Here is a 13,816-nt window from a genome sequence, read left to right on the forward strand (position 1 = left end):
CTTTCGGGGAGTCCAACTTGTCAGACACCGTGAACTCCGCTGCCATCCCCAACACCTTCGACGAGGAAAAGCCCCGCGACCCCCACTGGTACAAGCGCGCGGTCTTCTACGAGGTGCTCATCCGGGGTTTCGCCGACTCCAACGGAGACGGCACCGGCGACATCAAGGGCCTCATCCAGCGTCTTGACTACCTTCAGTGGCTGGGTGTCGACTGTCTGTGGCTGTTGCCCTTGTACGAGTCGCCGCTGCGCGACGGCGGCTACGACATCGCCGACTTCATGAAGATCCTCCCGGAGTTCGGGGACCTCGGGGACTTCGTGAAGCTGGTCGACGAGGCGCACAAGCGCGGCATGCGGGTCGTCGCCGACCTGGTGATGAACCACACCAGCGACGCCCACCCCTGGTTCCAGGCCTCCCGGCACGACCCCGAGGGCCCGTTCGGCGACTTCTACGTCTGGAACGACAACGATGAGAAGTACCAGGGCGCCCGGATCATCTTCATCGACACCGAGACGTCCAACTGGACCTACGACCCCGTGCGCGGCCAGTACTACTGGCACCGCTTCTTCCACCACCAGCCGGACCTCAACTATGAGAACCCGGCGGTGCAGGAGGCGATGCTGGAGGTCCTGAGGTTCTGGCTCGACCTCGGCATCGACGGGTTCCGCATGGACGCCATCCCCTACCTGTTCGAGGAGGATGGCACCAACTGCGAGAACCTGCCGAAGACCCACGCCTACCTCAAGCGGGTGCGGGCCGAGGTCGACCGCCTCTACCCCGACCGCGTCCTGCTGGCCGAGGCCAACCAGTGGCCGTCGGACGTGGTGGAGTACTTCGGCGACCCGGTGGGCGGCGGCGACGAGTGCCACATGGCCTTCCACTTCCCGCTGATGCCGCGCATCTTCATGGCGGTACGACGGGAGTCGCGCTACCCGATCTCCGAGATCCTGGCCCAGACGCCGAAGATCCCGGAGAACTGCCAATGGGGCATCTTCCTCCGCAACCACGACGAGCTGACGCTTGAGATGGTCACGGACGAGGAACGCGACTACATGTACTCCGAGTACGCCAAGGACCCGCGCATGCGCGCCAACGTCGGCATCCGGCGGCGCCTGGCACCGCTGCTGGAGAACGACCGCAACCAGATCGAGCTGTTCACGGCGTTGCTGCTGTCACTGCCCGGCTCGCCCGTGCTGTACTACGGCGACGAGATCGGCATGGGGGACAACATCTGGCTCGGCGACCGCGACGGCGTGCGCACCCCGATGCAGTGGGACCCCGACCGCAACGCGGGCTTCTCCGACTGCGACCCGGGGCGGCTCTACCTGCCGGTCATCATGGACCCGATCTACGGCTACCAGGCCATCAACGTCGAGGCCCAGCAGAAGAACGGCGGCTCGCTGCTCCACTGGACCAAGCGCATGATCGAGATCCGCAAGCGGCACCCGGTCTTCGGCCTGGGCGAGTTCATCGAGCTGAACTCCTCCAACCCGAGCGTGCTGGCGTTCGTGCGCGAGCTGGGCGACGACCGCATGTTGTGCGTCAACAACCTCTCGCGCTTCCCTCAGCCGGTCGAGCTTGACCTGCGCAGATTCACCGGCGTCTCACCGGTCGAGACCATGGGCGGGGTACCTTTCCCACCGATTGGCGAACTTCCGTATCTTTTGACGCTTCCTGGGCATGGGTTCTACTGGTTCACTCTCCCACCGGCCAGAGCCCAGGAGGAGTAAGACGTGCTGGAGCAGCTCCTTGCCGCATGGCTACCACAGCAGCGCTGGTTCGGCGGCAAGGGGCGCCCGATCGACTCGGTGTCGGTCGACGCGGACGTCGAGCTGGAGCCCGGACTCCAGCACGTGATCTTCGCGGTCTGGCAGGACGGCTCCCGCGAGCGCTACCAGCTCCTGCTCGGCATCCGTGACGAACTCCCGGAAAGGCTGTCGCACGCCCTGATCGGCGTCATCGGCGACAAGTACCACTACGACGCGGCGCACGACGCCGACCGCACCGGCTGGCTGCTCGACGGCATGGCCCGCAACGCCTCCACCGGCGGCCTGCGCCTGCGCCACGTCCCCGGCGTCGCCGTCGACACCTCCCCGCGCAGCCTCGTGCTGGGCGCCGAACAGTCCAACACCTCTCTGGTGTACGGCGACGCGTACATCTGCAAGCTCTTCCGGCGGCTCATCCCCGGCGTGAACCCCGAGCTGGAGATCGTCCGGGCCCTGGCGGCCAGGAACGCGCCGCACATCGCGCAGCCGTACGGGTGGATCGAGGGTGAGCTCGACGGGACCGCGACCACGTTCGCGATCATGCAGGAGTTCCTGTCCACCGCCAACGACGGCTGGGACCTGGCCCTCGCCAGCGTCCGCGATCTCTACGCGATGCCCGAGCCCGTGGCCGAGTCCGGCGAGCGCGTGCTCGCCGCCGAGGCCGGCGGCGACTTCGCCGCCGAGGCGGAGCGGCTGGGCGCCGCCACCGCGCGCATCCACGGGGAGCTGGCCGCCGCGTTCCCGACCTCGACCGTGGAGCCGCACGAGATCAAGCGCATGGCCGAGGACCTCCGCCGCCGCCTGGGCCGGGCCATCGCGGAGGTGCCGGTGCTGCGCGAGCACGCCGGGCCGATCGAGGCCGCATTCCAGGACCTGGACGAGGTGGCCGTCGAGGTGCCCATCCAGCGCGTGCACGGCGACTACCACCTCGGCCAGGTCATGCGTACGACCACCGAGTGGATCATCCTGGACTTCGAGGGCGAGCCCGGCCAGCCGCTGGGCGAGCGCAAGGCCCTGTCCTCGCCGTTGCGGGACGTGGCCGGGATGCTGCGCTCCTTCGACTACGCCGCCCGCCACCTGCTGGCCGGCCACCCCGAGGCGGACCGCCTGGAGCCCCGGGCGGCCGACTGGTCCGCGCACAACCGGAAGGCGTTCCTGACCGGGTACAGGAGCGGCGGCGGCAACCTGGACGCGACCCAGGAGCCGCTGCTGCGCGCCTTCGAGCTGGGCAAGGCCGTCTACGAGGTGGTCTACGAAGCGCGCAACCGCCCCTCCTGGATCTCCATCCCCTTGGCCGCCTTCGGCTAACGGCCGGGGCGGAGCTCCTCGACGAGGCTCTGCAGGCCGTGGTCCGGATGCCCGTCGGCGACCCGCTTGTCCACAAGGTGCTTGAACGGGGCCAGCAGGTTGCCCTCGATGCCCTGCTCACGCATGGCCAGCGCGATGCTGTCGAGGGCGACCTTGTTCACGCCCAGGTTGGCCACATCCGTACCCCATCGCCCTGCGTCGACCTCCTCCGCCCAGCGGTGCGCCAGCTCGCCCATCGCGCGCAACCACGGCACCAGCAGCGTCGAGGCGAAGTCGCCCAGCGGCAGACCGGCCGAGCGCACCAGCGCGAACCCTTGCGTGATGCCCGCGATCTGCCCGTACATGCCGGTCAGGAGCGCCATGTCCAGCAGCGGCGCGAGCCCCGGGTCCGCGTCCACGAACCGCGCCTCGGCGAGCTGCCCCAGCGGCTCGGCGAAGCGGTCGAACACCTCCCTGGAGCCGCTGTAAAGGATCAGCGCGCCGGGCGCGCCGATCATCTGGGGAACCGCCATCACGCCGCCGTCGAGGTAGTCGGCCCCGCGCGCTCCGGCCCATTCCGCGGTACGGCGGGCCTCCTCGGGCCGCCCACTGGTCAGGTTGACCAGCGTCACCCCCCGCAGATCCGTCTCCCCGAGCAGCCCGTGGACGGTGTCGTAGTCGAGCACGCACACGATCACCAGTGACCCGGGCCGCACCGCCCCCGCGAGGTTCCCGGCCCGCCTGGCACCCATCGCGACCAGGGGTTCCGTCTTACTGTCGGTGCGATTCCATACGGTGACCTCATGCCCGGCCTTGAGCAGGGTCTCGGCGAGTGCGGTGCCCATGAGGCCCAGGCCGACGATCGAAATCTCAGTCATGGCTCCAGCGTGCTGGCGTGGGGTTATGGTCGGCTTCTGAGCGAGTTATGGGGGGATTATGCGGTTCGGGGTGCTGGGGCCCCTGGAGGTGTGGGCGGCCACCGGGGAGCCGCTCACCGTGCGGGAGGCGAAGGTCCGGCTGCTGCTGGCGGGTCTGCTGGTGCACCGCGGGCGGCCGGTCTCCGCCGACCGGCTGGTCGAGGAGCTGTGGGGCGAGCGGCCGCCGCGTGACGCCCTCGCCGCGCTGCGGGTCAAGGTGTCCCAGCTGCGCGGGGCGCTGGCCGACCGCGACGCGATCAAGTTCCACGCCGCCGGATACGTGCTCGACGTGCCCGCCGAGGCCGTCGACGCCGAACGTTTCCAGGCGCTGCTCGCCGCGCCCGCCCCCGACGCCCGGACACGGGCCGACGCGCTGGTCCAGGCGCTCGCCCTGTGGCGCGGGCCCGCCTTCGCCGGGCAGTCCGACCACGACGTGGTGCGCCCGGCGGCGGCCAAGCTGGAGGAGCAGCGCCTGTCCGCCCTGGAGGAACTGGCCGAGGTGCGGCTGACCCTCGGCGAACCGGTCGAGGTCGCCGACCTGGTGGCCGAGCACCCCTTGCGCGAGCGGCTGCGCGCCGCGCACATGCGCGCCCTCTACCGGCAGGGCCGCCAGAGCGAGTCCCTGGCCGCCTACGCCGACCTGCGCGAACGCCTGGCCGAAGAGCTGGGCCTCGACCCGTCACCCGAGCTCGCCGACCTGCACGCCCGGATCCTGCGCCAGGACCCGGCCCTGCAGGCGCCCACGCGCGCCCAGAGCAACCTGCCAGCCCCGCTCACCGACCTCATCGGCCGCGACGAGGCGGTGGCCGAGGTGAGCGCGCTCCTGGCCGACAACCGCCTGGTCACGCTCACCGGCCCCGGCGGCGTCGGTAAGACCCGGCTGGCCCTGGCCGCTGCCGCCGCCTCGGCCCAGGCCTTCCCCGACGGCACGTGGCTGGTCGAGCTGGCGCCCGTACGCGCGCGGCGCGACGACCGGTGCGTGGCGGCGATCGTGGGCGAGGTGCTCGGGCTCCCCGACCACGGGCAGGGATCCGTCGCCGACCGGGTCGCCGCCGCCCTGTCCGGCAAGCGCGCCCTGCTCGTCCTGGACAACTGCGAGCACGTGGTCGAGCAGGTCGCGCCGCTGACCCGCCACCTGTTGCAGGCCGCGCCCGAGCTGCGCGTGCTGGCCACCAGCCAGGAGACGCTGCGCGTCAGCGGCGAGAGCGCCTGGAGCGTGCCGCCGCTCGCGCCGGAGGCGGCGATCGAGCTGTTCAGCGTCCGCGCGGGCGGCGGGCTGGCCGGTGACGCGGCCGTGGCGGAGATCTGCGCCCGCCTCGACGGGATCCCGCTGGCGGTCGAGCTGGCCGCCGCGCGGGCGCGCGCCCTGTCCCCGCGCCAGCTCGCCGACCGGCTGGACGACCGGTTCCAGCTGCTCAGCAACGGGATGCGGGACGCGCCCGCGCGGCAGCGGACGCTCCGGGCGATGATCGACTGGAGCTGGGATCTGCTGTCGGAGCCGGAGCGGCTGGTGTTGCGGCGGCTGGCCGTACACGCTGACGGGTGCACGCTGGAGGCGGCGGAGCAGGTGTGCGCGGAGCCCGGCCACGACGTGCTCGACCTGCTGGCCAGGCTGGTCGACCGCTCGCTCGTGGTGGGCGGGGCGCGCTTCCGGCTGCTGGAGTCCGTCGCCGCCTACTCGGCCGAACGGCTGGCGGAGGCGGGCGAGTCCGACCTGGTACGCCGGCGCCACCTCGACCACCACGTCGCGCTGGCCGAGCGGGCCGAGCCGTACCTGCGCGGGCACGACCAGCAGCGCTGGCTCGACACGCTCGACACCGAGGCCGCCAACCTGCGCGCGGCGCTCGACACCGCGGCCGCGATGGGGCTGGCCGGACAGGCGCATCGACTGGTGCGGGCGCTGGCCTGGTACTGGGTGCTGCGCGGCAGGCTGGGCGAGGCGCGCCGGTCGCTGGAGACGGCGCTGTCGCTGGCCGAGGAGCCGCAGACGCGGATGTGGTGGGCCGGGGTGGCGATGTCGATGGGCGATCCCGTCGACCTCGATCCCGCCGAGCTGGGCAAGATCGACGATCCTGGGCAGCGGGCCAGGCTGGGGTGGTTCCTGGGGATGGCGCTGTTCGGGTTCGAGAGCCCGGAGTGCAGCGACTCGCTGATCGGCCCGGCGCTGGAGACGTTCGTGGAGATCGGCGACACCTGGGGCGAGGCCGCCGCGCTCAGCGTGCGGGCCAAGCGGGCGATGATGCGCGGTGAGCTGGCCGAGCTGCGGGCCGACGCCGAGCGGAGCCTGGAGCTGTTCAAGCTCGCCGGTGACCGGTGGGGGCAGACGCGGGCCACCGAGGTGCTCAGCTCGCTGGCCGAGATCGTCGGCGACTACGCGCGGGCGGCCGAGCTGCGGCGCGAGGGGCTGCGGGTGGCCGAGGAGCTCGGGTTGTGGAGCGACGTCACCTCGATCCTGTCCAAGCTCGGGCGGATCGCGCTGCTGGAGGGCGACTACGCGCTGGCCGACGACTACCACGAACGGGCCCGCAGGCGCGCGGTCGAGCAGGCCAACCGGCCGGCGGAGGAGGACGCGGAGGTCGGTCTCGCGCTGTCGGCCCGGCGGCAGGGGCGGCTGGACGACGCCGAGCGGCACCTGCGGCGCTGGCTGGGCTGGGTGCGCGAGGTGGCCGGCGAGCCGGGGGCGGCGCTGATCCTGGCCGAGCTCGGCTTCATCGCCGAACTACGCGGCCACGCCGTCCTGACCGGCCAGGACAACGCGCCCTTCGGCACGGGTCAGGGCGGTTTGGGCGTCGCCGCCGGTCAGGGTGGTGCGGGGTTCGGTGCCGGCCACGGTGGTGCGGGGTTCGGTGCTGATCCGCGGGCCGCTGTGCTGGTGCACGCGGACGTGGCGGTCGCCTCGCACCTCGACGGGCTGGCGGCGGCGCGGGCCGTGGGTGATCCCCGGGCGATCGCGCTGTCCCTGGAGGGCGTGGCGGGGGCCAGGACGCTCCAGGGACGGCATGAGCAGGCGGCGGTGCTGCTGGGGCAGGCGACCGCGCTGCGGGAGGGCTCCGGGGCGCCGCTGCCGCCGGGCGAGCGGGGCGACGTCGACCGGATCGCCGCCCATGCGCTGGCGGGGCTGGGCGAGCAGCCGTACATGTCGGCTCGCGCCCGTGGCGCCGCCCTGCCCCTGTCCGACGTTCTCGACCTGGCCTACCGGGCCACCTGATCAGGAACGGGCGTCTCCTCCGGGGCGCGTTCCGGCTCCTCGCCGGGCTGTGCGCTCGTCGGCGGGACCATGCGCAGGGCCACGGCCGACAGCAGGGCGGCGGCCAGGAGGACCACGGCCCCGGCTCCGGCGGCGACGTTGAGGCTGGTGGTGAACGCCTCGCGGGCGGCGCTCGCCAGCGCGGTCCCCGTGGCGGCGGGGAGGTCCCGCGCGGCGGACAGGGCCCCGCCCAGCGTGTCGAGCGCCGCCCGCGGGGACACGCCGTCGGGCAGTTCCAGGCTGCCCCGGTAGACGGCGGCGGCGATGCTGCCGAAGACGGCCAGCCCCAGCGCGCCGCCGAACTCCTGGCCGGTCTCCGACAGCGCGGCGGCCGATCCTGAGCGCTCCGGCGGCGCGGCGCCCACGACCAGGTCGGTGCCGACGACCAGGAGCGGCGAGGCGCCCAGGAAGAACAGCACCTGGCCGCCGACCAGGAGCACGACGCCGCCTCCCGCGTCCACCTGGGTGAGCAGGGCGACGCCCGCCGCGCCGACGACCAGCCCGGCGCCGGCCACGTACCCGGGACGGATCTTCCTGGTCAGCAACGGCGCGACCAGGAAGCCGATGATCACGGCGACGCTCGGGGGCAGCGCCCACAACCCCGCCTGCAGCGGGGACAGGCCCTCGACGAGCTGCAGGTACTGCCCGGCCAGCAGGCCCAGCGGCGGGCCGATCAGGATGACGAGCATGAGCGTCCCGAGCGCGGCGCTGAACCGGCGCTCGGCGAACAGCTTCATGTCCAGGAGCGGGTCGGCGAGTCTGCGCTGCCTGCGGATGAACACGGCGGCCAGGGCCAGGCCGGCGACGAGGGTGGCGGCGGCCGGCCAGGTGGGGCCGTACGTGGCGATCTCCTTGACCCCGTAGATGGCCAGCAGCGCGGCGGCGACGGAGAGCACCACGCTGGCCGCGTCGACGCGGCCGCTGCTCGGCGCGCGGTACTCGGGCAGCAGCAACGGCCCCGCGACCAGCAGGATCGCCATGACCGGCACGCCCAGCAGGAACGCCGAACCCCACCAGAAGTTCTCCAGCAGCGCCCCGCCGACGACGGGCCCGAGCACCATGCCCGCGGTGAAGCCGGTCATCCACAGGCTGATCGCGGTCGTGCGCTGGGCCGGATCGTGGAACATGTTCCTGATCAGCGACAACGTCGAGGGCATCAGCGTGGCGCCGGCGACGCCGAGCAAGGCGCGCGCGGCGATGAGCGACTCGGCGCTGGGCGCGTAGGCGGCCAGCACGGAGGCGGCGGCGAAGGCGGCCCCGCCGATCAGCAGCAGCTTGCGGCGGCCGATCCGGTCGCCGATGTTGCCCATCGTGATCAGAAAACCGGCGATGAGAAAGCCATAGATGTCGTTGATCCACAAGAGCTGGGCGGCGCTGGGCCGCAGATCCTCGGTCAGCGCGGGGACGGCCAGGTGCAAGACGGAGACGTCAATGGAGATCAACAGGGTCGGCAGGATCAGGACGGCCAGACCGGTCCACTCGCGACGACCGGCACGTTTCATGTTCATGCAAATAAACCATAAAAGCTCAACTCGACTTGAGGTCAACCTGATATCGGCGATTGCCGGCCGGGACAACACCACCAACCACTACTCTTCGTAGGCATTGTCTAACGAAGGGTAAGGAGGCGGCATGCGGCGCGTTGTTGTGGTGGCGGCCGCGGCCACCGGAATCTCGCTGTTCGCCGGCGCGGCCGTCCTGCTGGCCGGCGAAGACGCCCCGGAAGCCGCGCGGACCGCGCGGACGACGCCCTCGCCCGGCGACCCGCTGACCCCCGGCGAGATCAGCCGCGCGGGCGCGATCGCGACCGGGCCCTCCCACGAGCACATGAAGGCCGGCCGCGTCGAACTGCTCTACGTCGAGCGCGACGACGACAAGACCGAGGACGACCGGCGGGCGGAGGCCTACCTCTACGACTACGCCGACGACTCGCTGATCGTGCGCACGGTCGACCTCGGCGACAACAAGATCGTCAGGGAGACCCGGGACAAGGGTGTGCAGCCGCCGCCCTCCCCCCGCGAGGAGACGGCCGCCGCCGAACTGCTGCTGGCCCACCCCAAGCTCGGCAGGGGCGTGCGGCGCGCCTACGCCAAGGCCGCGGGCCGCGAGCTGCGCTCGGCCGCCGACCTGGGGCTGCGCGGGCTCATCTACTCCCAGCCCGGAGGGCCGTGCGCCACCCACCGGTGCGTGCGGCTGTTCGTCCGGCTGCCCGACGGCAAGCACCTCGACACCAGCCGCATCGTCATCGACCTGTCCGCCAAGAAGGTTCACACCCTGGAGTGGTGACTTGTTCCTGCAACTCGCTCTGGCGGTCTTCGTGGCCGCCGCCGGTTCCGTCACACCCCTCGCCTCCGGTACGGCTCCCGCGGAGCGTCCGTGCGGCTCGCCGTACCTGATCGATCGGGAGCTTCCCGGCGGCGCGCGCTGGCAGCTGTGCTGGGAGATGCGCACGATCGAGGGGCTGACGCTCAACCGGGTCACGTACACGCCCAAGGGATCGCCGGCCGTGAGCGTGCTGCGGAGCGCGGCGCTGGCGCAGATCCACGTGCCGTACGACTCGGGCGAGCCGCGCTACCACGACATCGGCTCGCTCGGCTCGGCGGCGATCCCGCTCACCGACGCCGACTGTCCGGGCGGCGAGCGGCGCAGGCAGGTGGTGTGCGTGACGACCAGGCCGCGCGGCCACGCCTACCTCAAGGACGGCTTCGGCGACCCGGCACTGCGCAGGTCGAAGCAGGGGCGCGAGCTCGTGGTGCTGTCGGCCTACCAGGTGGGCTGGTACACCTACATCGCCGAGTTCGTCTTCGGCGACGACGGCTCGATCACGCCGCGCGTGGGCGCGACCGGCTCGCTGGCGGGCACCACGACGGCGCCCAAGCACGGCTGGCCGATCGGGGTGGGCGGCAGGCACTTCGAGGAGTCCCACAGCCACAACGTGTTCTGGCGGATGGACTTCGACATCCAGGGCGCCTCCCGCGATGTCGTGGAGCAGTACGACTTCGCGGGCGACAGGACGAAGAAGCGGGCGTTGAAGCGGACCGTCCTACGCCGCGAGACCAAGGCGGTCAACCGGCGGATGCGCTGGTGGCGCGTGGTCGATCCGAAGGTGCGCAACACCGATCTCCACCCGGTCAGCTGGGAGATCAACAACTCCGACAGCGCGCAGTACCGCGGCCCGGCGGACGAGGCGTTCACCCGCGCCGACCTCTACGTGACCCAGTACCGCTCCTGCGAACGCCTGGCCACCTACAACGTGGCTCCCAAATGCGGCAAGTCCGTCGACCAGTACGCCGGCCGCGAGCGCGTCAAGGACCCGGTGATCTGGGTGAACGTCGGCTACCACCACGTCGCCAGGGACGAGGACGCCGACCCGATGCCGGTCCACTGGCAGGGCTTCCGCATCACGCCACGGGATGTGACGGCGAAGAACCCGCACTAGCCGCGGTACGGCCGGCCTCCTGCATCGCGGTGATCCTCAGGATGACCGCGACGGCCAGCGCGGCGGCGATCCAGTACAGCGCGATGCTGAACACGTCGAACCGGGCGGCGCGGGCGAGGGTCTCCGGCTCATCCCCGGCGAACAGCAGCCGCCCGGCCACGTTCCCGCCCAGCCATCCGCAGAGCCACGCCAGCCACCAGGCCCACACCAGGCCGGGACGGCGGGCGTGGCCCAGGCCGACGCCCTGGACCCTGCCGGGCGTGGAGGCGATCCAGATGTCGTCCACGATCTGCTTGGGGAACCAGAGGTTGACGATGGGCACGACCCATCCGAACGTCAGCCACCTGCGCGAGTGCCGGTGGGGCTCGGGGCTGAGCTCCTCGGAGTTGTCGCGCACGCGGAAGAGCCAGAACAGGAATCCGGCGATGGCGGCCAGGCGGGCGGCCATCTCGACCAGACCCGACCCGGCGAAGATCACGTCCGCGCCGTTCAGCTCGGCCTCGGTGACCGAGGAGGGGTCGGCGATGACCTGGTCCATGAGCGAGGCGACCCACAGGTCGACGCCGGCCGCGGCCAGGCCGACCACGGAGTCGACGGCGAGCAGGCCGACGGCGAGCCCGGCCGCTCCGCGGACGGGTTTCACGGGTGACATCGGGCGCTCTTGATGTAAGGGGTGCATGGCGGGTCCTCGTGCGTCTGGATGGGGGTTGCGTCAGTATGTCGAGTACCTGGGCACCAGGTCATCTGTATTGCGATGCCGAGATTTCGCACTTTCGGGGATTCCCATCGTGAAAGCGGGCAGGGGCTGAGGCAGACGGCCGTCGTAGGGCACTGTGGGGAGCATGCCGATGAGGACAGAGCTCGACCGCCTCGCGGGCGGGGCACATCATGATCCGCATTCGATCCTCGGCGCCCACCCCGGCGGCGGCGGGGTCACCTTCCGTACGCTGCGCCCGCTGGCCGAGCGGGTGGAGGTGGTGCTCGACGACGGCGGTTCGCATGTCATGGAGCACGTGGCGCACGGGGTGTTCGAGGTCATGGTGCCCGGCCTGGACAAGGTCCCCGGGTACACGTTGCGGATCCGCTATGGGGGCGGCGAGCCGTACGAGACGAAGGACCCCTACCGCTACTGGCCCACGCTGGGCGAGATCGACCTGCACCTGATCGGCGAGGGCCGCCACGAGCGGCTCTGGGAGGCGCTGGGCGCGAGGGTGATGACCCACGAGGAGGCGGAGGGGACCGCCTTCTCCGTCTGGGCGCCCAACGCGCGCGGCATCAGGGTCGTGGGCGACTTCAACCACTGGGACGGCGCCGGGCATCCGATGCGCTCGCTGGGGCGGTCGGGGGTGTGGGAGCTGTTCGTGCCGGGTGTGGGGGCGGGGCAGCGCTACAAGTTCCAGATCCTCGGGGCTGACGGGGTGTGGCGCGACAAGGCCGACCCGATGGCCAGGCGGACCGAGACGCCGCCGCAGACCGCCTCGGTGGTCGAGCAGTCGGACTACACCTGGGACGACACGCGGTGGATGGACGAGCGCGTCGCCGAACCGGCGCAGCAGCGGCCGATGAGCGTGTACGAGGTGCATCTCGGTTCGTGGAAACCCGGACTTGGCTATCGCGAGTTGGCCGAACAGCTGACGGATTATGTCAGCGAGATGGGCTTCACGCATGTCGAGTTCATGCCGGTGGCCGAACATCCCTTCGGTGGCTCCTGGGGTTACCAGGTCACCTCCTACTACGCGCCCACCGCGCGTTTCGGGACGCCCGACGAGTTCCGGCACCTCGTTGACCGGCTGCACCAGGCCGGGATCGGCGTGCTGCTCGACTGGGTGCCCGCGCACTTCCCCATGGACGAGTGGGCGCTGGCCCGCTTCGACGGCACCCCGCTGTACGAGCACGCCGACCCGGCACGCGGCGAGCACCCCGACTGGGGCACCTACGTCTTCGACTTCGGCCGCACCGAGGTCCGCAACTTCCTGGTGGCCAACGCGGTCTACTGGCTCAAGGAGTTCCACATCGACGGGCTGCGCGTGGACGCGGTGGCCTCGATGCTCTACCTCGACTACTCGCGCCGCGAGGGCGAGTGGACGCCCAACGTGTTCGGCGGGCGGGAGAACCTCGACGCGGTGGAGTTCCTGAAGGAGATGAACGCCGTCGCCTACCGGGAGACGCCGGGCATCTCGACCGTGGCCGAGGAGTCGACCGCCTGGCCGGGGGTCTCCCGGCCGGTTCACCTGGGCGGCCTCGGCTTCGGCTTCAAGTGGAACATGGGCTGGATGCACGACACGCTCGCCTACCTCCGGCACGAGCCGGTCTTCCGCCAGTACCACCACCATCAGATGACGTTCTCGCTCATGTACGCCTACAGCGAGAACTTCGTGCTCCCGCTCTCCCACGACGAGGTCGTGCACGGCAAGGGTTCGCTGCTCGGCAAGATGCCCGGCGACGAGTGGCAGCGCTTCGCGCAGTTGCGGGCGCTGCTGGCGTTCATGTGGGCGCATCCGGGCAAGCAGCTGTTGTTCATGGGCGGCGAGTTCGGCCAGGGCTCGGAGTGGTCGGAGGAACGCGGGCTCGACTGGTGGGTGCTGGAGTTCGACGGGCACAAGGGCGTGCAGAAGCTGGTGCGCGACCTCAACGAGGTCTACCGGCGGACGCCGCCGCTGTGGGAGCAGGACTGCTCGCCCGAGGGGTTCCGGTGGATCGACGCCGACGACGCCTCCGGCAACACCTTCTCCTTCGTCCGCTACGCGGCCGACGGGGCGGCGGTGGCGTGCGTGGTCAACTTCAGCGGGGCGCCGCACGAGGACTACCGGCTCGGCCTGCCGTACGGCGGGCGGTGGGAAGAGGTCGTCAACACCGATGCCTACGAGTACGCGGGCAGCGGGGTGGGCAATCTCGGCGGGGTGGAGGCGGTCGAGGAGTCGCGGCACGGCCTGCCGTACTCGACGGTGCTGCGGGTGCCGCCCCTGGGCGCGGTGTGGCTCCACAGCGAAGGCCAGCCCGCCGAAACCGCCGAAACCGCAGAGTCCGCAGAGTCCGCAGAGTCCGCAGAACTTGAGGAGGGCTCGGAAAAGGCACCTTAACGGAAGCTCAAGTGAGGCTTAAAAGGGATCTTCACCCATTGCCCCGACAAGCCGGTCATCCTTACGCTTCCCCCCAGCAA

At 71.3% G+C, this 13,816-nt stretch carries 9 protein-coding genes; 6 read left to right on the forward strand and 3 right to left on the reverse strand.

Features of this window, described 5'->3' with window-relative positions; genetic code table 11:
- Positions 1-17: 17 nt before the first annotated feature.
- Positions 18-1,730, forward strand: a complete 1,713-nt coding sequence (treS, locus tag ACIBI5_RS10120) for a maltose alpha-D-glucosyltransferase (protein ID WP_397245180.1) — start codon at positions 18-20, stop codon at positions 1,728-1,730.
- A gap of 3 nt (positions 1,731-1,733) precedes the next feature.
- Entirely contained in the window at positions 1,734-3,074 is a 1,341-nt protein-coding gene (locus ACIBI5_RS10125) for a phosphotransferase (RefSeq protein ID WP_397245182.1), read from the forward strand.
- Here ACIBI5_RS10125 and ACIBI5_RS10130 read toward each other — a convergent pair.
- Positions 3,071-3,931, reverse strand: a complete 861-nt coding sequence (locus ACIBI5_RS10130; protein WP_397245184.1) for an NAD(P)-dependent oxidoreductase — start codon at positions 3,929-3,931, stop codon at positions 3,071-3,073. The two genes, ACIBI5_RS10125 and ACIBI5_RS10130, sit on opposite strands and share 4 nt — an antisense overlap.
- Before the next feature lie 58 nt (positions 3,932-3,989).
- Here ACIBI5_RS10130 and ACIBI5_RS10135 point away from each other — a divergent pair, with 58 nt between their 5' ends.
- Positions 3,990-7,178, forward strand: coding sequence for a BTAD domain-containing putative transcriptional regulator (locus ACIBI5_RS10135; protein WP_397245186.1), 3,189 nt, complete (start codon positions 3,990-3,992; stop codon positions 7,176-7,178).
- Here ACIBI5_RS10135 and ACIBI5_RS10140 read toward each other — a convergent pair.
- Positions 7,163-8,725 (reverse strand): MFS transporter, encoded by a 1,563-nt coding sequence (locus tag ACIBI5_RS10140; protein WP_397245188.1) that lies wholly within the window; start codon positions 8,723-8,725, stop codon positions 7,163-7,165. The genes ACIBI5_RS10135 and ACIBI5_RS10140 overlap by 16 nt on opposite strands.
- A gap of 124 nt (positions 8,726-8,849) precedes the next feature.
- Between ACIBI5_RS10140 and ACIBI5_RS10145 the strand changes: the two genes are divergently transcribed.
- A complete protein-coding gene (locus tag ACIBI5_RS10145) occupies positions 8,850-9,503 on the forward strand; it encodes a hypothetical protein (RefSeq protein WP_397245190.1) in 654 nt (217 codons plus the stop codon).
- Position 9,504: 1 nt separating this feature from the next.
- Positions 9,505-10,656, forward strand: a complete 1,152-nt coding sequence (locus ACIBI5_RS10150; protein WP_397245192.1) for a copper amine oxidase — start codon at positions 9,505-9,507, stop codon at positions 10,654-10,656.
- Here the strand turns inward: ACIBI5_RS10150 and ACIBI5_RS10155 are convergent.
- Complete coding sequence (locus ACIBI5_RS10155; protein ID WP_397245194.1) at positions 10,619-11,299, reverse strand: DUF4328 domain-containing protein; 681 nt, start codon at positions 11,297-11,299, stop codon at positions 10,619-10,621. The genes ACIBI5_RS10150 and ACIBI5_RS10155 overlap by 38 nt on opposite strands.
- Before the next feature lie 205 nt (positions 11,300-11,504).
- On the opposite strand from ACIBI5_RS10155, the gene glgB reads away from it, so the two are divergent.
- Positions 11,505-13,736 (forward strand): 1,4-alpha-glucan branching protein GlgB, encoded by a 2,232-nt coding sequence (glgB, locus tag ACIBI5_RS10160; RefSeq protein WP_397245196.1) that lies wholly within the window; start codon positions 11,505-11,507, stop codon positions 13,734-13,736.
- The last annotated feature ends 80 nt before the right edge of the window (positions 13,737-13,816 follow it).

The organism is Nonomuraea sp. NPDC050540 (genome assembly GCF_044457485.1).
Taxonomy (GTDB): domain Bacteria; phylum Actinomycetota; class Actinomycetes; order Streptosporangiales; family Streptosporangiaceae; genus Nonomuraea.